17 protein-coding genes are annotated in these 22,024 nt (G+C 72.1%); 12 read left to right on the top strand and 5 right to left on the bottom strand.

What is annotated here, in order from left to right; genetic code table 11:
• The first annotated feature begins 203 nt into the window (after positions 1 to 203).
• On the top strand, positions 204 to 1,253 hold the full coding sequence (locus tag ACH5A8_RS29335) for a cytochrome P450 (protein ID WP_399006980.1): 1,050 nt from the start codon (positions 204 to 206) through the stop codon (positions 1,251 to 1,253).
• Between the two features lie 107 nt (positions 1,254 to 1,360).
• On the opposite strand, the gene ACH5A8_RS29340 is transcribed toward ACH5A8_RS29335, so the two are convergent.
• Positions 1,361 to 2,044 carry a glycerophosphodiester phosphodiesterase gene (locus tag ACH5A8_RS29340; protein ID WP_399006981.1) on the bottom strand — a complete coding sequence of 228 codons (684 nt, stop codon included), beginning with the start codon at positions 2,042 to 2,044 and terminating at the stop codon, positions 1,361 to 1,363.
• A gap of 57 nt (positions 2,045 to 2,101) precedes the next feature.
• Entirely contained in the window at positions 2,102 to 3,151 is a 1,050-nt protein-coding gene (locus tag ACH5A8_RS29345) for an adenosine deaminase (RefSeq protein WP_399006982.1), read from the bottom strand.
• A gap of 340 nt (positions 3,152 to 3,491) precedes the next feature.
• On the opposite strand from ACH5A8_RS29345, the gene ACH5A8_RS29350 reads away from it, so the two are divergent.
• Entirely contained in the window at positions 3,492 to 4,235 is a 744-nt protein-coding gene (locus tag ACH5A8_RS29350; RefSeq protein ID WP_399006983.1) for a DUF4190 domain-containing protein, read from the top strand.
• Between the two features lie 120 nt (positions 4,236 to 4,355).
• The gene (locus ACH5A8_RS29355) at positions 4,356 to 4,916 is read left to right on the top strand and encodes a DUF4190 domain-containing protein (RefSeq protein WP_399006984.1); all 561 of its coding nucleotides are present in this window, start codon (positions 4,356 to 4,358) and stop codon (positions 4,914 to 4,916) included.
• Positions 4,917 to 5,076: 160 nt separating this feature from the next.
• Here ACH5A8_RS29355 and ACH5A8_RS29360 read toward each other — a convergent pair whose 3' ends face one another.
• Entirely contained in the window at positions 5,077 to 5,634 is a 558-nt protein-coding gene (locus tag ACH5A8_RS29360) for an NADAR family protein (RefSeq protein WP_399006985.1), read from the bottom strand.
• 210 nt (positions 5,635 to 5,844) lie between these two features.
• Between ACH5A8_RS29360 and ACH5A8_RS29365 the strand changes: the two genes are divergently transcribed.
• From ACH5A8_RS29365 to ACH5A8_RS29395, 7 genes are all read left to right on the top strand, one after another.
• The gene (locus ACH5A8_RS29365; protein WP_399006986.1) at positions 5,845 to 7,380 is read left to right on the top strand and encodes a gamma-aminobutyraldehyde dehydrogenase; all 1,536 of its coding nucleotides are present in this window, start codon (positions 5,845 to 5,847) and stop codon (positions 7,378 to 7,380) included.
• Between the two features lie 49 nt (positions 7,381 to 7,429).
• Positions 7,430 to 8,677, top strand: coding sequence for a PotD/PotF family extracellular solute-binding protein (locus ACH5A8_RS29370; protein ID WP_399006987.1), 1,248 nt, complete (start codon positions 7,430 to 7,432; stop codon positions 8,675 to 8,677).
• A gap of 8 nt (positions 8,678 to 8,685) precedes the next feature.
• Positions 8,686 to 9,837 (top strand): ABC transporter ATP-binding protein, encoded by a 1,152-nt coding sequence (locus ACH5A8_RS29375; protein ID WP_399007008.1) that lies wholly within the window; start codon positions 8,686 to 8,688, stop codon positions 9,835 to 9,837.
• Positions 9,837 to 10,766 carry an ABC transporter permease gene (locus ACH5A8_RS29380; protein ID WP_399006988.1) on the top strand — a complete coding sequence of 310 codons (930 nt, stop codon included), beginning with the start codon at positions 9,837 to 9,839 and terminating at the stop codon, positions 10,764 to 10,766. The genes ACH5A8_RS29375 and ACH5A8_RS29380 overlap by 1 nt, the downstream gene beginning before the upstream one ends.
• Entirely contained in the window at positions 10,767 to 11,567 is an 801-nt protein-coding gene (locus tag ACH5A8_RS29385; RefSeq protein ID WP_399006989.1) for an ABC transporter permease, read from the top strand.
• A 29-nt stretch (positions 11,568 to 11,596) separates the two neighbouring features.
• Complete coding sequence (locus tag ACH5A8_RS29390) at positions 11,597 to 13,015, top strand: NAD(P)/FAD-dependent oxidoreductase (RefSeq protein WP_399006990.1); 1,419 nt, start codon at positions 11,597 to 11,599, stop codon at positions 13,013 to 13,015.
• A 148-nt stretch (positions 13,016 to 13,163) separates the two neighbouring features.
• Positions 13,164 to 15,011, top strand: a complete 1,848-nt coding sequence (locus ACH5A8_RS29395) for a chitinase (protein WP_399006991.1) — start codon at positions 13,164 to 13,166, stop codon at positions 15,009 to 15,011.
• Here the strand turns inward: ACH5A8_RS29395 and ACH5A8_RS29400 are convergent.
• Positions 14,950 to 15,696 (bottom strand): phosphatase PAP2 family protein, encoded by a 747-nt coding sequence (locus tag ACH5A8_RS29400; RefSeq protein ID WP_399006992.1) that lies wholly within the window; start codon positions 15,694 to 15,696, stop codon positions 14,950 to 14,952. The genes ACH5A8_RS29395 and ACH5A8_RS29400 overlap by 62 nt on opposite strands.
• A gap of 137 nt (positions 15,697 to 15,833) precedes the next feature.
• Here ACH5A8_RS29400 and ACH5A8_RS29405 point away from each other — a divergent pair, with 137 nt between their 5' ends.
• Positions 15,834 to 17,309 carry a hydrolase gene (locus tag ACH5A8_RS29405; protein ID WP_399006993.1) on the top strand — a complete coding sequence of 492 codons (1,476 nt, stop codon included), beginning with the start codon at positions 15,834 to 15,836 and terminating at the stop codon, positions 17,307 to 17,309.
• Between the two features lie 424 nt (positions 17,310 to 17,733).
• Here the strand turns inward: ACH5A8_RS29405 and gabT are convergent, their stop codons facing one another.
• On the bottom strand, positions 17,734 to 19,068 hold the full coding sequence (gene gabT, locus ACH5A8_RS29410) for a 4-aminobutyrate--2-oxoglutarate transaminase (protein ID WP_399006994.1): 1,335 nt from the start codon (positions 19,066 to 19,068) through the stop codon (positions 17,734 to 17,736).
• Positions 19,069 to 19,417: 349 nt separating this feature from the next.
• Here gabT and ACH5A8_RS29415 point away from each other — a divergent pair, with 349 nt between their 5' ends.
• Positions 19,418 to 21,925, top strand: coding sequence for an ATP/GTP-binding protein (locus ACH5A8_RS29415; RefSeq protein WP_399006995.1), 2,508 nt, complete (start codon positions 19,418 to 19,420; stop codon positions 21,923 to 21,925).
• Positions 21,926 to 22,024: the final 99 nt, after the last annotated feature.

Genomic DNA, 22,024 nt, shown 5'->3' on the forward strand with positions numbered 1-22,024 from the left:
CGGGCGGCCGGAGGACATCGTCGTCCGGCGCGTGACGTGACGCCGGCACGTGGACACGTGGTGGAACACACGGACACGCGCACACGGGACAGCGAGGTCGCGATCCGTGCCGCCCGGCGGGGGCGTCCGCCGTCCCCCGCGCGGCCCCCGGGCCGGTCCGCGGCAGCCTCCCGCGCCGGCCCCCACCGCTCCCGGAGATCCGAATGTCCCTGTCATCCGTGCCGCGTACCCGCACCACCGTCTTCGCCCCGCGGCTGGCCGCCCTGCTGAAGGACCACCTCGGCCAGGACGTCTTCCGGCTCGAACCCGACACCGTCGGAGTCGCCGGGCACGAGGCCGCCGACCGGATCCTGGCCGCCCGGCGCGCCACGGAGACCGAGCGGCCCACGTTCAAGCCGCTGCACGGCCGGTCGATCTCGCGCACCGAGGCCTCGGCGGTGACCCGGACCGTCGGCAGCGACGTCCGTGAGGCCCTGGCGCGGCCCCGCCCGCAGGACGTCGACCTCTCCGGCGTCTGGCCGCTGACCGGACACCTCTTCCTGCGCGACCTGGTCCTCGGACAGGACCCGTACCGCCTGCGCGTGCTGATGAGCCGCAACCTCGAACTCACCACTCTGCTCACCTGGTCCGTGATCAGCGTCGGCGCCGCCCTGCCCGGCCGGCCCCGCGCGGGCGACGGCCGGCTCACCGCGCTGGGGCAGCGGGTCGCGGGCGCCGTCGGCTACCAGGAACGCCGGTACGCGATGGGCATGTACCGCAGGGCCGCCGCCCCGGTCTGCTTCACCGTCTCCACCCTCGTGTCGAACGCGCTGTGGCTCGGCGCGCCCTTCGACGACGGCGTGTCCAACCGCGACATCATCCACGAGTCGCTGCGCCTGCTGCCGCCTTCGTGGAACATCCTGCGCAACGCCTCCCCGGAGTACCCGGCCCTCGACGGAAGGATCGGCGCGGACGACGACGTCCTGGTGCTGCCACTGCTCTCCCACCGCGACCCCGCCCTGTGGGACGAGCCCGACGCCTTCCGCCCCGAGCGCTGGAGGACGCTCGACCCCGACGACACCCCCGGCTACCTGCCCTTCGGCCACTCCTCCGAACGCTGTTGGGGCCGGCACATGGTCATGCCGCTGGCCGAACTGCTCCTCGACCTCGTCCGCGGCTCGCATCTCGTCGTCGACCCCGACCAGCGCACCGGCAAGGTGCCGCTGCTCGGGCTGCTGGGGGTCGCGGACGTACGGCTGGTCAAGGCGGCCTGAGCGCGGCCGGCCGAGACCCTCTCATCGCACGGGCGGGCTGCGCGCCGCACCGCCGCGCAGCGCGCCGCACCTGCGGCATGCGGCTCAGCGGTCGCGCGACGGGCGGCTCAGCGCTCGCGCAGCGCGTGGAGCAGGTCGACGCGGTTGGTCGTGATCGAGTCGACGCCGAGGCCGAGGAGGCGGCGCAGCGAGCGGCGGGTGTCCGGCGTCCACACGGACAGCAGCAGGCCGTCGCGGTGGACGCGGGCCGCGAGTTCCCGGTCCACCAGAGCGAACCGGTAGTTGAGCCACCGGGGCCGCACCGCGTCCAGCAGCCCGGCGCGCGGCGGCGCGAGGGAGGTCCAGGTCAGGGCGATCTCGGCGGACGGGTCGGCGGCGCGCACCGCGAGCATCGCCTCGGCGCCGGCGCAGTAGTACACCCGGTCCTCGGCCCCGCACTCGCGGACCACTCCCACGATCCGCCGCACCGCCCGCACGTCGCCCGCGCCGGGCAGGTCCACCATCACCCTGCTGTCCGCCGTCGCGGTGAGCGCGTCCACGAGCGTGGGCACCCGGCCGTCCGTGAGGTCGCGCACCTCCTCGGCCGTCAGCGAGCGCAGCGGCCGGTCGTGCGCCCACAGCCGTTTCAGGGAGTCGTCGTGCAGCAGCACGGGAACACCGTCCCGCGTCAGCCGTACGTCGATCTCCACCGCGTCCGCGCCCCGGTCGAGCGCGGAGCGGAGCGAGTCGATCGTGTTCTCGCGGAAGCGGTAGGGGTCGCCGCGGTGCGCGACGGCGGTCACGGTCTGCATGGACCCCATTGTGTCCCGGGCGCCCCGGGCGGGGATCGCCCGGCGCCTTCGCCCGTCTCAGCGGGCGAGCCACCGCGCGGTGTAGGCGTCGATCTCGTCGGCGATGCGGGCCTTGCCGGCCTCGTCGAGGAAGGAGGCGCGCACCGCGTTCTTCGCGAGCTCGGCGATGCCCCGCTCGTCGAGACCGAGGAGGCGGGCGGCCACGGCGTACTCGCTGTTGAGGTCGGTGCCGAACATCGGCGGGTCGTCGGAGTTGATCGTGACGAGCACCCCGGCGTCGACGAACTCCCTTATCGGGTGCTCGTCCAGGGTCCGGACGGCGCGGGTGGCGATGTTGGAGGTCGGGCAGACCTCCAGCGGGATCCGGTGCTCGGCCAGGTGTGCGAGCAGCTTCGGATCCTGGGCGGAGCTGGTGCCGTGACCGATGCGCTCGGCGCGCAGTTCGGTCAGCGCGTCCCACACCGTCTCGGGGCCGGTGGTCTCGCCGGCGTGCGGGACCGAGTGCAGGCCGGCGGCGATCGCCTGGTCGAAGTACGGCTTGAACTGCGGGCGGGGGACGCCCTGTTCGGGACCGCCGAGCCCGAACGAGACCAGGCCCTCGGGCCGCACCCGGTCGTCGGTGGCGAGCCGGAGGGTCTCCTCGGCCGACAGGAGACCGGCCTCGCCGGGGATGTCGAAGCACCAGCGCAGCACGGTCCCGAACTCCGCCTCGGCCGCCTTGCGGGCGTCCTCGATCGCGTCCATGAAGGCGCGCTCGTCGATGCCGCGGCGGGTGGAGGAGAACGGGGTGATGGTCAGCTCGGCGTAGCGCACCTGCTGGCGGGCCATGTCACGGGCGATCTCGTACGTCAGCAGCCGCACGTCCTCCGGGGTGCGGATCAGGTCGACGACGGACAGGTACACCTGGATGAAGTGGGCGAAGTCCGTGAACGTGAAGTAGTCGGCCAGGGCCTCGGGATCGGTGGGCACCTTGGAGTCGGGGTGGCGGGCGGCCAGCTCGGAGACGATCCGGGGGGAGGCGGAGCCGACGTGGTGCACGTGCAGTTCGGCCTTGGGCAGACCCGCGATGAAGGAGTGCGGGTCGTGAGGTGCGCGCTGGTCGGTCAAGGGGTCCCTCCCCGGAAGGGCACCGCGGCCGGGCGGGGCGCGGTGCGGATGATCGGCTGATCGATGAGCACGGTCATGGTAGGCACACCCCCGCCGGCCGGAACCGGGGACCGTGAGGCGGACCGAGCGATCCGGCCCACCGGAACCGCCGACCGCGGGAGGCGGGGCGAGCGGCGGGCTCCGGCCGGTCGGGCCGGACCGGGCGGGTCTACCGGGTGCGGCCCGGATCAGCCGTGGCGGGCCGGCGGGCCGGGGCGCGTACGGGCGTCGACCGGGCGTCAGGTTCATGTCGGGCAGGCCGTAGCATGGCGGGACGTTCGATCGAGGGGGACACGACGACATGACGGACGGAACGCACCCGGGCGGCGACGCCGGGGGCGGCGACAACCCGTGGGCGCCGCCCGAGAGCGGCGGCGGGCGGAAGCGGCCCGAGGACGCGCAGGCGTCCCCGCCGGGGTACCCGTACCCCCCGCAGGACCGGCCGCCCGTGCCTCCGGCGCCCCCGTCGTCCGTGCACGACCAGGCCACCGTGGCGTCGATGCCCTCCGCGGACGACTTCCCGCCGCCCGTGGGCTCCGCCCCGGCGGGCTCCGCGGCCGGCGGGTCCGCCGTGCCCCCGCCGCCCATCGCGCCCACGGGCCCCGGCGGCGGCTACGGCTACCCCGGCGGGCCCGGTCATCCGGGGCCGTCCGGTTACCCGGCCGCGCCCGGCTATCCCGCCTACGGCTGGCCCGGCATGGCGATGGCCCCGCAGAACGGCATGGGTATTGCGGCCATGGTGCTCGGGATCCTCTCCTGCTGCCTGTTCTGTCTGTACGGCGTGGTCTCGGTGGTCCTCGGCATCCTCGCCGTGGTCTTCGGCATCAAGGGCCGCCGCAGGGCCGAGCGGGGCGAGGCCGACAACCACGGCCAGGCCCAGGCCGGCTTCATCACGGGCATCATCGGCATCGTCCTCGGCATCGCCATGCTCGTCTTCGTGATCGTCATGATCGCGACCGCCGTCCAGGAGACGGACGACGATCCGTACCCGTACGACTACGACGGCGCACTGCGCCCGGCCGCCACGGCCCCCGTGCTCCCCTGAGACAGGGGCCGGGCCCGCCTGCGGCCCCGCGCGGGAGGGCGGCGGTCCCGGCCGTCCCGGCCTCCGCGCGGACCTGGGCCATTACGATGCCTTGACCGTCAACGGAGGGGAGACCACACCATGTCCGACACCCAGCCCGCTCCCGAGGGATTCGGGCCGCCGTCCCAGCCGCCGCCGCAGCCGGCGCCGGGATACGGCTACCCGCAGTCCGCACCGGGCTACGGCTACCCGCAGCAGCCTGCCCCGCCCCTCCCGCAGCAGCCCCCGGCCGCCTTCCCGCAGCAGCAGCCGCCGGCCGCCTTCCCCCAGCAGCCGGGCGCCGGTCATCCGCAGCAGCCCGGCACGGGCTACCCGGTCGCCCCGCCCCTCGGCCACCCCCAGGCCGCCGGCTACGGCATGGGCATGCAGCCGAGCAACGGCATGGGCACCACGGGCCTGGTGCTCGGCATCATCGGCGTCGTCTGCAGCGTCACCCTGATCCTGTGGTTCTTCGGGATCATCCTCGGCATCCTCGCCATCATCTTCGGCGCCATCGGACGGGGGAAGGCCAACCGGGGGGAGGCCACCAACAAGGGGGCGGCCACCGGCGGCCTGGTGTGCGGCATCATCGCCACCGTGGTGCTGCCGGTGCTGGGCTTCGTGGTGTTCGCGAGCATCATGGGCAGCGCGAGCACCTTCTGACGCGCTCCGCCGTCGCGGGGACCGGCCGCACACCGCGTCGGCCCCGCACCGCGGGGACCGGCCGCGAGAGCCGGCCCCCGCGACGGCGCCCCGCCCCCACCGCGCGTGACGCGCCGTGCCGCGCGCCCGTACGACTCGTAGGGCCGCCCGCGCTCGCCGTCTACGCGCCGCGCAGCCGCTCCCGCGCCTCCATCAGCGCGAACCCCAGCAGGTTCGGCCCCCGCCAGCGCTCCGGATCGGCCGCCGCCTCGTCGTCACCGGCGAGCCCGATGCCCCACACGCGGTCCACCGGACTCGCCTCCACGAGCACCCGGTCGCCCGTGTTCAGCAGGAACTCCCGCAGCACGGGGTGGGCGGCGAACTTGTGCACGCTGCCCGTCACCACGATCGCGAACCGCTCCCGCGCCCATACGCGCTCGTCGAAGCCGCGCACCAGCCGCCCGGCGTTCTTCGCCTCGGAGGGGTGTCCCGCGGCCAGTACCCGTTCCAGCGCCTCCGCGTCCCGGAACAGCCGGGCCTTGCCCGCCATCATCCAGTGCTCGGCGGTCGCGTACGTCACCCCGTCCACCGTGAACGGCGACGGCCACCACTGGCTCAGGCAGCTCGGACCCACCCGTCCGTCCGGCCGCGGCCGGTGTCCCCAGAAGTACAGGTACTTCACCCTCGCTCCCGCGCGGAGCTCCTCGACCAGTGCTTTTCGGCCATCGATCTTCCCCATGCACGCGAGTGTGGCACGCACCACTGACACTCCGTCCTGCCTTTTCCGTGGCGACTCGACACCTGGTCGACAGATTCCGTCGCGTAACCAAAAGGCAACAACGGAATCACTTGTTGGCGCTTACCTGCTCTGTCAGGATCGGCACTCAAATCGAGCTGGAGCTACGCCACCCGCCCCCCTGGACGCGGGACGACGGCGGAGGAGAGCGACATGCACAACCCGGGCACCGCCACCCCGGAACGATTCCCCGCGCAGGACCGTTTCGCCGACGGCGCGCAGTACATCGCCGGCCGACTGACGAAGGGCACGTCCGGCCGCACCCACACCGTGATCGACCCGGCCACCGGCGAGGGCGTCCTCACCTACGAACTGGCCGGCGCCGAGGACGTCGACGCCGCGGTCGCCGCCGCCCGCGAGGCCTTCTCCGGCTGGGCGGGCGCCACCCCCGGCGAGCGCTCCGACGCCCTGCACCGCTTCGCCGCGGTGCTCGCCGAGCAGGCCGAGGACCTCGCCCGCGCCGAGTCCCTGCAGTGCGGCAAGCCGCTGAAGCTGACCCGCGAGTTCGACGTACCGGGCACGGTCGACAACACCGCGTTCTTCGCGGGCGCCGCCCGGCACCTCCAGGGCCAGTCCGCCGGCGAGTACTCCGGCGACCACACCTCGTACGTGCGTCGTGAGCCCATCGGCGTCGTCGGCTCCATCGCGCCGTGGAACTATCCGCTCCAGATGGCCGCCTGGAAGATCCTCCCGGCGATCGCGGCGGGCAACACCATCGTGCTGAAGCCCGCCGAGCTGACCCCGCTGACCTCGCTGATGTTCGCGCGGGCCGCCACCGAGGCGGGCATCCCGGACGGTGTCGTCAACATCGTCACCGGCACCGGCCGGGAGGCCGGTGAGCGCCTGGTCGGCCATCCGGACGTGGCCATGACCTCCTTCACCGGCTCCACGGCCGTCGGCAAGCGGGTCGCCGAGGTCGCCACCGCCACCGTCAAGCGCCTGCACCTGGAACTCGGCGGCAAGGCCCCGTTCGTCGTCTTCGACGACGCCGACCTGGAGGCCGCCGTCAACGGCGCGGTCGCCGGCGCCCTCATCAACACCGGCCAGGACTGCACCGCCGCCACCCGCGCCTATGTGCAGCGGCCCCTGTACGACGCGTTCGTCGAGCGCACGGCCGCCCTGATGGAGACCGTCCGCCTCGGCGACCCCTTCGCCGCCGGCACCGACCTCGGCCCGCTGATCTCGCACACCCAGCGCGACCGCGTCGCCGGCTTCGTCGACCGGGCCCGCGGCTACGCCCGCGTCGTCACCGGCGGCGAGGCGCCCGGGGGCGAGCTGAAGGACGGCGCCTACTACCGCCCGACGCTGATCGCCGACGCCCCGCAGGACAGCGAGATCGTCCAGTCCGAGATCTTCGGCCCCGTCCTCGCCGTCCTGCCCTTCGACAGCGACGACGAGGGGATCCGTCTCGCCAACGACACCCCCTACGGACTGGCCGCCTCCGCCTGGAGCCGCGACGTCTACCGCGCGAACCGCGCCACCCGGGAGATCAAGGCGGGCTGCGTCTGGGTCAACGACCACATCCCGATCATCAGCGAGATGCCGCACGGCGGCCACAAGCAGTCCGGCTTCGGCAAGGACATGTCGGCGTACTCGTTCGAGGAGTACACCCAGATCAAGCACGTCATGTTCGACAACACCGCGGTGGTCCGCAAGGACTGGCACCGCACCGTTTTCGGGGACCGATAGCAGACCGGCCGTCCAGACGGCCGACCCCTCCCGAAAGGGCACCACGCGCATGGAGCAGTACGAGCCCGACCGCCCGTCCCCGGCCCTGCAGCGCGCCGTACGGCGCGGCCTCACCAGTGGCAGGGCCGCCCTCACCCGCCGTTCGCTGCTGCGGGCCGGGGCGGCCGGCGCGTTCGCCGTCGGCGGACTCGGGGCGCTGAGCGCCTGCGGGATCCCCGCGGCAGGCAAGACGCAGGGCGGCACCGCGACCGAGGACCACTCGGCGAAGGAGAAGACCGTCAGCTTCTCCAACTGGCCCGAGTACATCGACGTCGACGACAGCGGCAAGCACCACCCGACCCTGGAGGCGTTCACCAGGCGGACCGGCATCCAGGTCAAGTACACCGAGGACATCAACGACAACAACGAGTTCTTCGGCAAGATCAAGCCGCAGCTCGCCGCCGGCCAGGACACCGGCCGGGACATCATCGTCCTCACCGACTGGCTGGCCGCCCGGGTGATCCGCCTGGGCTGGGTGCAGAAACTGGACCCGGCCAACCTGCCGCACGCCTTCGCCAATCTCTCCGCCCAGTTCCGCAGCCCCGACTGGGACCCCGGACACGCCTACGGCTATCCCTGGCAGGGCGTCTCCACCGTCATCGCCTTCAACAAGAAGGCCCTCGACGGCATCGAGGTGAAGTCGGTCTCCGACCTGCTCGACAACCCGAAGCTCAAGGGCCGGGTCGGCTTCCTGTCGGAGATGCGCGACAGCATCGGCATGACCCTGCTCGACATGGGCAAGGACCCGGCCAAGGTCACCGACGACGACTACGACGCCGCCCTCGCGCGCCTCCAGAAGGCCGTCGACAAGGGTCAGATACGCCGCTTCACCGGCAACGACTACACCTCCGACCTCAGCAAGGGCGACCTGGCCGCCTGTGTCGCCTGGGGCGGTGACGTGGTCCAGCTCAAGGCGGACAACCCCGCCATCGACTACGTCATCCCGGACAGCGGCTACATGACCTCCACCGACGTCATGCTGGTCCCCGACAAGGCCCGTCACAAGACGAACGCCGAGCGGCTCATCGACTTCTACTACGAGCCCGAGCAGGCCGCCGCGCTCGCCGCGTACGTCAACTACGTGTCTCCTGTCGACGGTGTGAAGCCCTACCTTGCGAAGATCGACCGAGCGGCGGCCGAGAACCCGCTGATCGTCCCCACGAAGGACACGGCAGCCAGGTCCCACTCCTTCCGCGCCCTCGGCGAGAAGGAAGAGGCGGCCTACGAAGAGAAGTTCGCGAAGCTCACAGGGGCGTGACGACCATGATGACGACAGACAACAGCGGCGACGTCCGCCTCACGCAGATCGGCAAGCGCTACGGCGCCTTCACCGCCGTGCACCCGCTGGACCTGACCGTGCCGCAGGGCAGCTTCTTCGCCCTGCTCGGCGCCTCCGGCTGCGGCAAGACCACCACCCTGCGCATGATCGCCGGCTTGGAGGAGCCCAGCCAGGGCACCGTCCACCTCGGCGACCAGGACGTGACCCACCTGCCGCCCTACAAACGCCCGGTGAACACGGTCTTCCAGTCCTACGCCCTCTTCCCGCACCTCGACATCTTCGAGAACGTCGCCTTCGGCCTGCGCCGGCGCGGCATCAAGAGCGTGAAGAAGCAGGTCGAGGACATGCTCGACCTGGTCCAGCTCGGGGAGCAGGCCCGCAAGAAGCCGCACCAGCTCTCCGGCGGCCAGCAGCAGCGCGTGGCCGTGGCCCGCGCCCTGATCAACCACCCCAAGGTGCTGCTGCTCGACGAGCCGCTCGGCGCCCTCGACCTGAAGCTGCGCCGCCAGATGCAGCTGGAGCTCAAGCGCATCCAGACCGAGGTCGGCATCACCTTCGTCCACGTCACGCACGACCAGGAGGAGGCCATGACCATGGCCGACACGGTCGCCGTGATGAACGCCGGCCGCGTCGAACAGCTCGGCTCGCCCACCGACCTCTACGAGAACCCGCGCACCACGTTCGTCGCCAACTTCCTCGGCACCTCCAACTTCATCGAGGCCGAGGTCGGCTCCGCGAGCGGCGACGAGATCGTCCTGAAGGCGGGCGGCGGCAAGCTGACCCTGCCCAGGGGGCGATGTTCCGCCCCCGCCACGGCCGGCGGCAAGGTGCTGGTGGGCGTGCGCCCGGAGAAGATCTCCCTCACCCACGCCGACGACGCCGGCCGGATCCCCGAGGGCCGCAACCGCATCACCGGCCGCATCGCCGAGTCCAGCTTCATCGGCGTCTCCACGCAGTACGTCGTCGACAGCCCCGTCTGCTCCGACTTCGAGGTCTACGTCCAGAACGTCGACCGCGACCCGCGCCTGACCCCCGGCGCCGAGGTCGTCCTGCACTGGGACCCGGCCCACACCTTCGGTCTGGACGCCGCCCAGGCCATCGACGCCGGTGTCGAGAGTGTCGAGGAGGACGCCGCCTGATGTCCGCCGCCACCGAGGCGCCGCCCCCGCTCGCGCCCACCGACCCCGGCGCCAAGCCCCCGCGCAGGCGCGGCCGCCTCACCCCGTACTGGCTGCTGCTGCCCGGCATCCTGTGGCTGGTCGTCTTCTTCGCGCTGCCGCTGGTGTACCAGGCCTCCACCTCCGTGCAGACCGGCTCCCTGGAGGAGGGCTACAAGGTCACCTGGCACTTCGCGACCTACTGGGACGCGCTGTCGGAGTACTGGCCGCAGTTCGTCCGCTCGGTCCTGTACGCGGCCTCAGCGACGATCCTGTGCCTGCTGCTCGGCTATCCGCTGGCGTACCTGATCGCCTTCCGCGCCGGCCGCTGGCGCAATCTGATCATGATCCTGGTGATCGCCCCGTTCTTCACCAGCTTCCTGATCCGCACCCTGGCCTGGAAGACGATCCTCGCCGACGGCGGCCCGGTCGTCGGCGCCCTGAACACCCTGCACGTCCTGGACGTCACCAACTGGCTCGGCTGGACCGCCGGCGACCGCGTGCTCGCCACCCCGCTCGCGGTGGTGTGCGGACTGACGTACAACTTCCTGCCGTTCATGATCCTGCCGCTGTACACCTCGCTGGAGCGGATCGACGGGCGGCTGCACGAGGCGGCCGGCGACCTGTACGCCCGGCCGTGGACCACCTTCCGCAAGGTCACCTTCCCGCTGTCCATGCCCGGCGTGGTCTCCGGCACCCTGCTGACCTTCATCCCGGCCGCCGGCGACTACGTCAACGCCGACCTGCTGGGCTCCACCGACACCCGCATGGTCGGCAACGTCATCCAGTCGCAGTTCCTGCGGATCCTCGACTATCCGACGGCCGCCGCGCTCTCCTTCATCCTCATGGCCGCGATTCTCGCCATGGTCACCGTCTACATCCGCCGGTCCGGGACGGAGGATCTCGTCTAAATGCCCTTCGTCAACTGGCTCAAGCGCCGACTCGTCGTCATCGCCGGACTTTTCACACTCGGTTATCTCCTGCTGCCGAACGTCGTCGTCACGGTGTTCTCCTTCAACAAACCGAAGGGCCGCTTCAATTACGAGTGGCAACAGTTCTCCACCGACGCGTGGAAGGACCCCTGCGGTGTCGCCGGAATGTGCGGCTCGCTCTCGCTCAGCCTCCAGATCGCCGTCCTCGCGACCCTGGGCGCCACCGTGCTGGGCACGATGATCGCCTTCGCGCTGGTCCGCTACCGCTTCCGCGCCCGCGCCGCCGTCAACTCGCTGATCTTCCTGCCGATGGCGATGCCCGAGGTCGTCATGGCCGCCTCGCTGCTCACCCTGTTCCTCAACATGGGTGCCCAGCTGGGCTTCTGGACCATCCTCATCGCCCACATCATGTTCTGTCTCAGCTTCGTCGTCACCGCCGTCAAGGCCCGTGTGATGTCGATGGACCCGAGGCTGGAGCAGGCCGCGCAGGACCTCTACGCCGGCCCGGCCCAGACCTTCCTCAGGGTCACTCTGCCGATCGCGGCACCCGGGATCGCCGCGGGCGCGCTGCTCGCCTTCGCGCTCTCCTTCGACGATTTCATCATCACCAATTTCAACGCGGGTTCCACCGTCACCTTCCCCATGTTCGTGTGGGGTTCGGCGCAGCGCGGCACACCCGTTCAGATCAATGTGATCGGCACGGCCATGTTCGTCGTCGCCGTACTGTTCGTGCTGACCTCCATGGCCATCAGCAACCGCCGCAACAAGCAAAAGGCATGACCGCGATAACTCTGTAGGGAGTTGAAATCATGGCCGCAAGCGCCATGACCCGCTGGACCAAGTCACTTTCCGAGGCGCAGCCGGTCGCGTACTGGCTGGACGACCCCGGCAGGCCCCGCCCCGAGCCCGCCCTGACCGGCGCCGAGACGTGCGACCTGCTGGTCGTCGGCGGCGGCTACAGCGGGCTGTGGACCGCGCTGATCGCCAAGGAGCGCGACCCGGGCACGGACGTGGTGCTGGTGGAGGGCCGCGAGGCGGGCTGGGCCGCCTCCGGCCGCAACGGCGGCTTCTGCGCCGCCTCCCTCACCCACGGCCTGGCCAACGGCCTCACCCGCTGGCCCGAGGAGATCCACCAGCTCGAGGAGCTGGGCGCGCGCAACCTCGACGCCATCGAGGAGAGCGTCGCCCGCCACGGGATCGACTGCGAGTTCGAGCGCACCGGTGAGATCGACGTCGCCACCGAGCCGTACCAGGCCTGGGAGCTGAAGGACTGGCACGCCGAGCTGGAGGCGAAGGGCCTGGCCGAGGGTCTGGAGTTCCTCGACCAGGACGCCGTGCGCGAACAGGTCGCCTCGCCCACCTTCGAGGCCGGGCTCTGGGACCGCAGGGGCGTGGCCATGCTCCACCCGGCCAAACTGGCCTGGGGCCTGAAGCGGGCCTGCCTGCGGCTCGGGGTGCGGATCTACGAGCACACCCCCGCGCTCACCCTGAAGCCGTACGGCGCCGGCATGGCCGTCCGCACCCCCTACGGGCAGGTCCGCGCCCGCCAGGTCGCCCTGGGCACCAACATCTTCCCCAGCCTGGTCAAGCGGGTGCGCTCCTACACGGTGCCGGTCTACGACTACGCGATGATGACCGAGCCGCTCACCGCCGACCAGCTGGCGTCGATCGGCTGGAAGAACCGCCAGGGCCTCGGCGACTCGGCCAACCAGTTCCACTACTTCCGGCTCTCCGCCGACAACCGGATCCTGTGGGGCGGCTACGACGCGGTCTACCCCTACGGCGGCCGGGTGCGCGCCGAGTACGACGACCGCCCGGAGACGTACGCCAAGCTCGCCGGGCACTTCTTCACCTGCTTCCCGCAGCTGGAGGGGGTGCGTTTCACGCACGCCTGGGGCGGCGCGATCGACACCTGCTCGCGTTTCTCGGCGTTCTTCGGCACCGCCCACCAGGACAAGGTGGCCTACGCCGCCGGTTACACCGGCCTCGGCGTCGGCGCGACCCGCTTCGGCGCCGAGGTGATGCTCGACCTGCTGTCGGGGGAGCGCACCGAGCGCACCGAGCTGGAGATGGTCCGCAGGAAGCCGCTGCCGTTCCCGCCCGAGCCGTTCGCCTGGACCGGCATCGCGCTCACCAAGTGGTCGCTGGCCAGGGCGGACGCGCACGGCGGCCGGCGCAACCTGTGGCTGCGGACGATGGACAGGCTGGGCCTGGGCTTCGACAGCTGAACCGGGAGGTGCGCCCGTTACGCGGTACGGAGGCGGGCGAACCGGGCGGTACGGAGGCGGGGCGCTGCCACAGGTCTTGACAACCCAATTGGTCTGGACCAAATTGTGCGGCGCCCACCCTCCAAATTCCCCCTGCCCGGAGGCACTTGTGGTTCCCGAGGTTCGCGACCGAAACAGACCCGCCAGGCGCCGGCTGCTCGCCGCGCTCACCGCCACGCTCCTGGCCGCCCCCGGCCTCACCGCGCTGTCGACGACCGCCCGGGCGGCCGACGCGGACCTCGCGCGCAACGGCGGCTTCGAATCCGGCCTGGACGGCTGGAACTGCACGGCCGGCAAGACCGTGACCAGCCCCGTGCGCACCGGCACGGGCGCGCTCCAGGCCACCCCGGCCGGCAGCGACAACGCACAGTGCTCGCAGACGGTCTCCGTGCGGCCCGACTCCCAGTACACGCTGTCGGGCTGGGTGCGCGGCTCGTACGTCTACCTCGGCGCGAGCGGCACCGGAACCACCGACGTCTACGGCTGGACCCAGTCGGCCGCCGACTGGCAGCGGCTGACCACCACCTTCAAGACCGGAGCGAACACCACCCAGGTCACGATCTACACGCACGGCTGGTACGGCACCGGCGCGTACTACGCCGACGACATCTCGCTGACCGGCCCCGGCGGCGGCACGACCCAGCAGCCGCCGGCCGCGCCCGCCGGACTGAAGACCGGCACGGTCACCGCCACCAGCGTGGCCCTGTCCTGGTCCCCGGCGGCGGACACGACGAGCTACGCGGTCTACCGCGACGGCACGAAGGTCCAGACGGTGACGGGCACGTCGGCGACGGTCACCGGCCTGACCGCCGCCACCGCCTACAGCTTCCAGGTCACCGCGGTGAACGCGGCGGGCGAGTCCGCGAAGTCGGCCGCGGTGACGGCGACGACGGCCGCGGACCCGGGCAACCCGGGCGGTGGCGGCCAGGGCGGCGCCTCGGGTCTGCCCGCCCACGCCCTGGTCGGCTACCTCCACGCGAGCTTCGCCAACGGCTCCGGCTACACCCGCATGGCCGACGTCCCCGACAGCTGGGACGTCATCGACCTGGCCTTCGGCGAGCCGACCTCGGTCACCTCCGGCGACATCCGCTTCAACCGCTGCCCGGCCACCGAGTGCCCGAACGTCGAGAGCGACGCCGACTTCAAGGCCGCCATCAAGGCCAAGCAGGCGGCCGGCAAGAAGGTCCTGATCTCCATCGGCGGCCAGAACGGCCAGGTCCAGCTGACCACCACCGCCGCGCGGGACACCTTCGTCTCCTCCGTCTCGAAGATCATCGACGAATACGGCCTCGACGGCCTCGACATCGACTTCGAGGGCCACTCGCTGTCCCTGAACACGGGCGACACCGACTTCAAGAACCCGACGACCCCCGTGATCGTCAACCTGATCTCGGCCGTGAAGACCCTGAAGGCCAAGTACGGCGACAAGTTCGTGCTGACGATGGCCCCGGAGACCTTCTTCGTCCAGATGGGCTACCAGTACTACGGCAGCGGCAAGTGGGGCGGCCAGGACCCGCGCTGCGGCGCGTACCTCCCGGTGATCCACGCCCTGCGCGACGACCTGACCCTGCTGCACGTCCAGGACTACAACTCGGGCTCGATCATGGGCCTGGACAACCAGTACCACTCCATGGGCGGCGCGGACTTCCACATCGCGATGACCGACATGCTCCTGACCGGCTTCCCGGTGGCGGGCGACGCGAACAACGTGTTCCCGCCGCTGCGCCCGGACCAGGTCGGGATCGGCATGCCGGCCTCCACCCAGGCGGGCAACGGCTACGTCGCCCCCGCCGAGGTCACCAAGACCCTGGACTGCCTGACGAAGAAGGCCAACTGCGGCTCCTACGCCACCCACGGCACCTGGCCGGCCCTGCGCGGCCTGATGACCTGGTCGATCAACTGGGACCGGTTCGGCGGCTGGCAGTTCCGGAACACCTTCGACTCGTACTTCGGCTGAGCCGCCGCACGACCAGCCACAGGCCGGTCAGCAGCACGGCGCACAGGCACCAGCTGGCCACCACGTCCAGCGGCCAGTGGTAGCCGCGCCGCACCAGCCCGTACGACACCCCGAGCACGAGCGCGGCGCACAGCCCGACGGCGACGCGCCGCGCCCGTGCCGTGCGCAGCCAGGGAAGGACGACGAGCAGCGCGCCCCCGTAGGCGACCGCGGCGGTCGCGGTGTGTCCCGAGGGGTAGTACCCGACACCGGGCGGCACGGCGGAGGTCCCGTGCCGCCCGGCCCATTCCTTGACCGGCACCACGATCGCGGGGAGGACGGCCATGAGCACGGCCGCCGCCAGGGGCGCCGCCCACCAGAGCCCGACCGCCGCCCTCCGCCCCCGCCAGGCGGCGTACCCTGCCACGACTACGAGCACCGGCACCGCCACCTGCACGTTCCCGAGGTCGGAGAGCCACTCCGAGGCCCGGTCGGGTCGCAGGAGGGCATGGCTGACCCGCCGGTCCGCCCCGAGCAGCGGCCCGTTGTCGACGACCTGCCAGGTGATGAGCGCGAAGAGGACGGCGGGCAGTCCGACGAGTCCGGCGAGCAGGGGACGTTCCCGGCCCGGCCGCGCCGGGGAGCGGCGCGTTCCGTCCCGTGCGGCGGGCGCGTGCTCGTGATGCTGATCCGGCGAGGTCGACATGGCGTACAGCTTCCCAGCCCGGCGCGTCAGGGCCTTCGACGGGGAAGCGTCAGGGGCAGCCGGTCGCGCCTCTTCGGGCATTCACCGTGCCCCGTGGCTTGCTGACTCGGCTCCGTCGCCATGTTTAAAGTCCGGGAGTGAGCCTCTGGACTTCCCTCGAGCCCGCCTCCGCGACCGTGGATCCGGGTGGCAGTACGCGTGTGCGGCTGCGGTTGCGCAACACGGGTGACGTCGTCGACGAGTACCGTTTCGAGCCGGTCGGTGACGTCGCGCCCTGGACGACGGTGGAGCCGCAGACGCTGCGGCTGTTCCCCGGTACGACGGGGACGGTGGAGCTGACGTTCGCGCCGCCCCGTACGCCGGACGCGACGGCGGGCCCGAATCCGTACGCGGTGCGGATCACGCCGACCGAGCATCCGGAGGCCGTCACCGTCCCGGAGGGCAACCTCACCATCACCCCGTTCACCGAGGTGCGGGCGGAACTGGTGCCGCCGACGGTCAAGGGCCGTTTCCGGGGCCGCCCCCGCCTGGCGGTGGACAACCTGGGCAACACCAAGGTCACCGCGTCGGTGAGCGGCAGCGACAACGGCGACCAGTTGTCGTACGACATCCACCCGAGCAATGTGCAGATCGAGCCGGGCCGGGCCGCGTTCGTGAAGGCCACGCTGAAGCCCCGGAAGATCATCTGGTTCGGGGGGAAGGAGCAGCGGCCGTACACCCTGGCGGTGCAGCGTTCCGGTGTGAGCCCGTTGCCGGTGGAGGGCACGTATCTCCAGCGTGGGTTCCTGCCCCGGTGGCTCGCGACCTTCCTCGGGGTGTTCCTGGCCCTCGGCATCACCTTCACGATGCTGTGGATCGCCTACAAGCCGAACGTCGGCAGCGGTGCCACCGAACGGGTCGCCGAGGCCGGCAGCACGCTCGCCCCCGCTGCCTCACCGCCTGCCCAGGCGCCGAAGGCACCGTCCGCCGACGTCCCGGCGCCCCCGGCCGCGACCGAGTCGCACCAGGCCGGCGGAGCCGGAGCCGAGGACGGTGCCGGAGCCGGAGCCGGAAAGGGGGACGGAGCCGGGACAGGGGGCGGTGGCGGCGAGGAGAAGAAGGAGGACAAGGCGCCGGAGAAGACCGCGGCGACCGTCGTCCGGCAACTGGCCGCGCAGGAGCCGGACAAACCGCATATCTGCTACCGGATCTATGTGGCGGACAAGGGCTGGTCCGGCGTCGCGTGCGACGGCGAGACAGCGGGCACGCCGGGCTCGGGGAAGCCGACCACGGCGGTCAACACCGCGGTGTCCGGGACCCACGGCACGTCCAGCGCCGCCTTCGTCTACAACCCCGCGTCGACCGATGGCACGGGGACCTGGAACGCTCCGTGGTCGGGTGTCGACGACGGCATCGACAACTACGTCGGCAGCACCGAGAAGGACGCCCCGCACATGCTGGGCTTCCCCATCAACGTCGACGGCGGCAAGAGCACCGTCTGCCAGACCTCCTACGTCCACGACGACACCTGGCTCGCCATGGCGTGCGACAAGCCCGGGGATCCGCTCGACCTCACCTACGTCGGCACCCACGACAACAACTCGTGGATCGAGGCGATCACGCTCACGGTGTGATCCCGGCCCGCCGGCGGCGCGGGTGAGGAGAGGGAGAGGGGCGGTACACCGAAGGGCCGGCGCAAGGGGGGGGATTCGCGTCGGCCCTTCTTGGAGCGGTCGTTCCGAACGTCTGCGGGTGACCGTCCTGATCGGAACGGAACGTCGCGCGCCCCGGGGGGTTTGGGGCGGGCGACTGTCCGATCGGTGAGGAGATCCGGAGCCCGGGGGCCCCGGTGTGCGCGAGGCACGACCAGGTCGAAGCTGGGGAGGCGACGGCCCGGTGTCGCCCACAGTCCCCTGTGGGCGGGTGTATCTCTCATCTGCCTCAGAACCTACGGCAGCGAAGGGGCGCAGGACAGCGGGATCGGCGTCCCGCCATCCTCCTCGCACACCTTCTTCACACCGTCTGCCGTCGGCCCCGCCCGATGGGAGCGGGTCTCGCTCAGATGCGCGTGAACGCCTGCTCGATGATGTCCAGGCCCTCGTTCAGGAGGTCCTCGCCGATGACCAGCGGGGGCAGGAAGCGCAGGACGTTGCCGTAGGTGCCACAGGTCAGGACCAGCAGGCCCTCGGCGTGGCAGGCCTTGGCGAGCGCGCCGGCCGCCTCGGGGTTCGGCTCCTTGGTGTCGCGGTCCTTGACCAGCTCGATCGCGATCATCGCGCCGCGGCCGCGGACCTCGCCGATGACGTCGAACTTCTCGGCCATGGCGCCCAGGCGGGCCTTCATGACCTCCTCGATGCGCTTGGCCTTCCCGTTGAGGTCCAGCTCCTTCATCGTCTCGATCGCGCCCAGCGCGCCCGCGCAGGCGACCGGGTTGCCGCCGTAGGTGCCGCCCAGGCCGCCGGCGTGCGCGGCGTCCATGATCTCGGCGCGGCCGGTGACGGCGGCCAGCGGCAGACCGCCGGCGATGCCCTTCGCGGTGGTGATCAGGTCCGGGACGATGCCCTCGTCCTCGCAGGCGAACCACTGGCCGGTGCGGCAGAAGCCGGACTGGATCTCGTCGGCGACGAAGACGATGCCGTTGTCGGCGGCGAACTGGCGGATCGCGGGCAGGAAGCCCTTGGCCGGCTCGATGAAGCCGCCCTCGCCGAGCACCGGCTCGATGATGATCGCGGCCACGTTCTCCGCGCCGACTTGCTTGGTGATCTGGTCGATGGCCTGCGCGGCGGCCTCCGGGCCCGCGTTCTCGGCGCCGGTGGGCCAGCGGTAGCCGTAGGCGACCGGGACGCGGTAGACCTCGGGCGCGAACGGACCGAAGCCGTGCTTGTACGGCATGTTCTTCGCCGTCAGCGCCATGGTGAGGTTCGTACGACCGTGGTAGCCGTGGTCGAAGACCACGACCGCCGGGCGCCTGGTGTACGCGCGGGCGATCTTCACCGCGTTCTCGACGGCCTCGGCGCCGCTGTTGAAGAGGGCCGACTTCTTGGCGTGGTCACCCGGGGTGAGCTCGGCCAGCGCCTCGGCGACGGCCACGTAGCCCTCGTACGGGGTGACCATGAAACACGTGTGGGTGAAGTCGGCGAGCTGCGCGGAGGCGCGGCGTACGACCGCCTCGGCGGACGCGCCGACGCTGGTCACGGCGATACCGGAACCGAAGTCGATGATCCGGTTGCCGTCGACGTCCTCGATGATGCCGCCGCCGGCACGCGTGACGAAGACCGGCAGCGTGGAGCCCACGCCCTGCGCGACCGCGGCGGTACGGCGGGCCTGCAGCTCCTGCGACTTCGGGCCGGGGATGGCGGTGACGACGCGGCGCTCCTGCTCAAGTGCGGTCATGGGGGGCTCCCTGATGAGATCTTGCGGGGACGTACGGCCGCACGGACGCGAGGGCCGTGCGCCGGGTGCGTACGAGGCGCGTACCGGGGGTGTTTTTCGGACGCTTTCCTTCTTTTCTCGCAGGTTAGGGCGGCGGGAGAGGGCTGGGCATGCTCCATGTGGGCGTTGTCGGCGCTCGCGGTTGTCCGAGATGGATAGAGAAGGGGGAGCGGGGCTGGAACGGCGGCGTCACGACACCACGGCGTGCGGCTTCGCGCGCGATCGGTGAACTCCCCCTGCCGGGGCGTTAGATTGACCTGCGGATCGACTCGATGACGATGACGGAACGGCTGCTCAGGGGGCACGGGAGATGGACGACGGGACGCAGGACGCCCGGGGCACGCATCCGAAGCATGCGCACCCCGTGCCGCGCCCGGCGGTGCCGCGGGACACCCCGCCCGCCGCGCCGCCGTACGCGCCGCCGACGCCCCCGCCGAGCCCCGCGGCCCCGCCCCGGCCGGCGAGCCCGCCGGACGCCCACGTCCACCGGCCCCCGCGGCCGGCCGACGCCCCCGCACCGGCGGCTGTCCGGCCCGCCGTCGCCGACTGGCTCGACACCCCGCGCCCGGCCGCCGCGCCCGGCATCTGGAGGTTCGGCCATCGGCTGCCGAAGGAGGAGGAGCAGAAAGGTCGACTGAGCGCTGCCACGATCGCCGGTATGGCCGTCCCGGCCGTCATCGGACTGATCTTCTGGTCCTTCTGGCTGCGGGGGGCGGTCCCCTACCAGGGGGCCCTGCTGCGGCTGATCACTCCGGACGACTGGTGGTACAGCGACTCGCTGTGGCCCAAGGAGCCAGACGCCGAAAACCTCAACCGATGGGGCGCCCAGGCTCTTGTCGCCTACCGCGACCTCGCCTTCGTGATCCTGGTCTGGGGTATGGCGCGTCTAGGTAGTTGGGGCAGGGGGCTTCGTTACTACTACGAACACAAACCCCAGCCGCGGCGTGCGGTGCACACCGCCCTGCTCGCCCTCGCGGTGCTGGCGCTGGTGTTTCCCAGTGCCTTCCCTGGGGCCTTCTGGAGTCCCCTGCCAGTCGTCGGCGGTTTCCTCAACCTGACCATCGTGCTCTCCCGGGGCTACGGCCTCCTGCAGTCGCCGCTGTTCGTGTACAGCCTGTACGCGGCCATCACGGCGGCCGTCGTGTGGCCGTTCGCCCGCGTCGGCGGGTGGTGGGCCTACGGCCGCGAACTCGCCGCGCGCCGCCGGGCCGCCGCCGGTCCCGCCGCCCCGCCGCCTGTCGACCTGCCCCGCTCCCAGTGGCCCGCACTGCGCCACGCCGGGCAGCACCAGGCGGCCGACCTGCTCACCGCCGAGGTGGCCGGCGGCCGGATGACCGACGTGGACTGCGCCCGCGTGGAGCGCGCCTGGACCGAGGCCCGCGCCGAGGGACGCCCGGCGGCCTTCGCCGACACCGTGCTGCGTCACGGCGCCGCCGCCTGGACCCACCCCTCCGGCGCCCGCGACCTGCCGGGCCGCACCGCGCGGCACGACCTGCTGGAGGGACAGGTGCGGCTCGGGCGCTGGGTGCCGACGGAGCGCGCCCCGCGCGCCTACCACGACGCCGGCGCGGCCCTCGGCCCCGATCTGCTCGCCACCTCCCTGCTCCTGGTCGGCCCGCCCGGCTCCGGCAAGACCCGGCACGTCACCGAGCCGGTCACCGAGACGCTCGCGCTCCAGGCGCTCACCGGCCGGTGCGCGGTGGTCGCCGTCTCCGCCGCGGGAGCGCCGCTCGGCCGGGACTCCGCCTACGACGTCGTCGTCCGGATCGGCGACTCCGCCTCCGTCCACGACCTCGACCCGTACGCCGAGTCCGACGATCCCGACGAGGCCGCCGCCTTCCTCGCCGAGGCGCTGGTCGGCGACCTCGACGGCGTCGGCGGACAGAGCGCCGCCACCGCCCTCGCCCAGCTCCTCGGCCCCTACCGGGCCGTCTACGGGCACTTCCCGCCGCTGCCGGTGCTGCGTGAACTGCTGGAGGGGGAGCCCGGGGCGCTGGCCGCGCTGCGGGCCGGGCTCGCCGCCGACGAGCACGCGGTGATGCGCCGCGAACTCGACGCCCGGATGCGCCAGGCCGGCGGCGCCGCCGACGCGGGCCGCGCGCTCGCCGACCGGCTCGCGCTCCTGGACCGGCCGGTCTTCGCCGACTTCTTCGCCGCCGGCCCCGCGGACGGCGCCGGCAGCAGGCCGTTCTCGCTGCGCGCCGTCGCCCACCACCCGCTTCGGGTCCGCATCGACCTGCCCGAGCGCGGGCACGAGGAGGCGGCCCGGATGATCACCCGGCTGGTCCTGGCCCAGTTCCACACCGTCGTACGCGACACCCGGCGCACCCACTCGGCGTTCCTGGTCCTCGACGACGCCACCGGAACCGTCACCCCCGAGTCGGTGCGCCGCATCCAGCGGCTGCGCTCGCTGAACGCCGGGGTCGTCCTCGCGCTGCGCACCGTCGCCGACGTGCCCGAGGCGCTGCACGGCCCGCTGCTGGGCGCCGTCGGCTGCCGGATGGCGCTCGCCGGGGTCACCACCTGGGACGGCAGCCGGTTCGCGCACGCCTGGGGCACCGAGTGGGTGGAGACGACGGAGGTCGCCAAGCACACCGTCTTCGCCGACCAGCCGATGACCCGCGCCCTGCACGCCCTGCGCAAGCTGGTCACCGGCAAGGCCGTCACCACCGACGCCGTGACCACCAAGCAGGTCGAGCGGGAGCGCTGGTCCGCCTCCCAGCTGGCCCACGAGATCCCGCCGGGGCACGCGGTGCTGTCGCTGACCGGCGTGCGCGGCGAGCACGCCCCGCCCCTGCTGGTCGACCTGCGGGGCTGAGGCCTCCCGGCGGGGGCGCGGACCCGTCCCGCCGTCCTGACCGCGGGAATGGGCGTGCGCAGGCGCGGCGATCGTACGGTGAGGCACAATCGGCAGAGG

The organism is Streptomyces sp. NPDC018610 (assembly GCF_044391765.1).
Classification (GTDB): domain Bacteria; phylum Actinomycetota; class Actinomycetes; order Streptomycetales; family Streptomycetaceae; genus Streptomyces.

Excerpts from the sequence above, each read along its gene's own strand:
- ACH5A8_RS29335 (WP_399006980.1), top strand. The coding sequence starts at position 204 with ATGTCCCTGTCATCCGTGCCGCGTACCCGCACCACCGTCTTCGCCCCG.
- ACH5A8_RS29340 (WP_399006981.1), bottom strand. The coding sequence starts at position 2,044 with ATGCAGACCGTGACCGCCGTCGCGCACCGCGGCGACCCCTACCGCTTC.
- ACH5A8_RS29350 (WP_399006983.1), top strand. The coding sequence starts at position 3,492 with ATGACGGACGGAACGCACCCGGGCGGCGACGCCGGGGGCGGCGACAAC.
- ACH5A8_RS29355 (WP_399006984.1), top strand. The coding sequence starts at position 4,356 with ATGTCCGACACCCAGCCCGCTCCCGAGGGATTCGGGCCGCCGTCCCAG.
- ACH5A8_RS29360 (WP_399006985.1), bottom strand. The coding sequence starts at position 5,634 with ATGGGGAAGATCGATGGCCGAAAAGCACTGGTCGAGGAGCTCCGCGCG.
- ACH5A8_RS29365 (WP_399006986.1), top strand. The coding sequence starts at position 5,845 with ATGCACAACCCGGGCACCGCCACCCCGGAACGATTCCCCGCGCAGGAC.
- ACH5A8_RS29370 (WP_399006987.1), top strand. The coding sequence starts at position 7,430 with ATGGAGCAGTACGAGCCCGACCGCCCGTCCCCGGCCCTGCAGCGCGCC.
- ACH5A8_RS29375 (WP_399007008.1), top strand. The coding sequence starts at position 8,686 with ATGACGACAGACAACAGCGGCGACGTCCGCCTCACGCAGATCGGCAAG.
- ACH5A8_RS29380 (WP_399006988.1), top strand. The coding sequence starts at position 9,837 with ATGTCCGCCGCCACCGAGGCGCCGCCCCCGCTCGCGCCCACCGACCCC.
- ACH5A8_RS29385 (WP_399006989.1), top strand. The coding sequence starts at position 10,767 with ATGCCCTTCGTCAACTGGCTCAAGCGCCGACTCGTCGTCATCGCCGGA.
- ACH5A8_RS29390 (WP_399006990.1), top strand. The coding sequence starts at position 11,597 with ATGGCCGCAAGCGCCATGACCCGCTGGACCAAGTCACTTTCCGAGGCG.
- ACH5A8_RS29400 (WP_399006992.1), bottom strand. The coding sequence starts at position 15,696 with ATGTCGACCTCGCCGGATCAGCATCACGAGCACGCGCCCGCCGCACGG.
- gabT (WP_399006994.1), bottom strand. The coding sequence starts at position 19,068 with ATGACCGCACTTGAGCAGGAGCGCCGCGTCGTCACCGCCATCCCCGGC.
- ACH5A8_RS29415 (WP_399006995.1), top strand. The coding sequence starts at position 19,418 with ATGGACGACGGGACGCAGGACGCCCGGGGCACGCATCCGAAGCATGCG.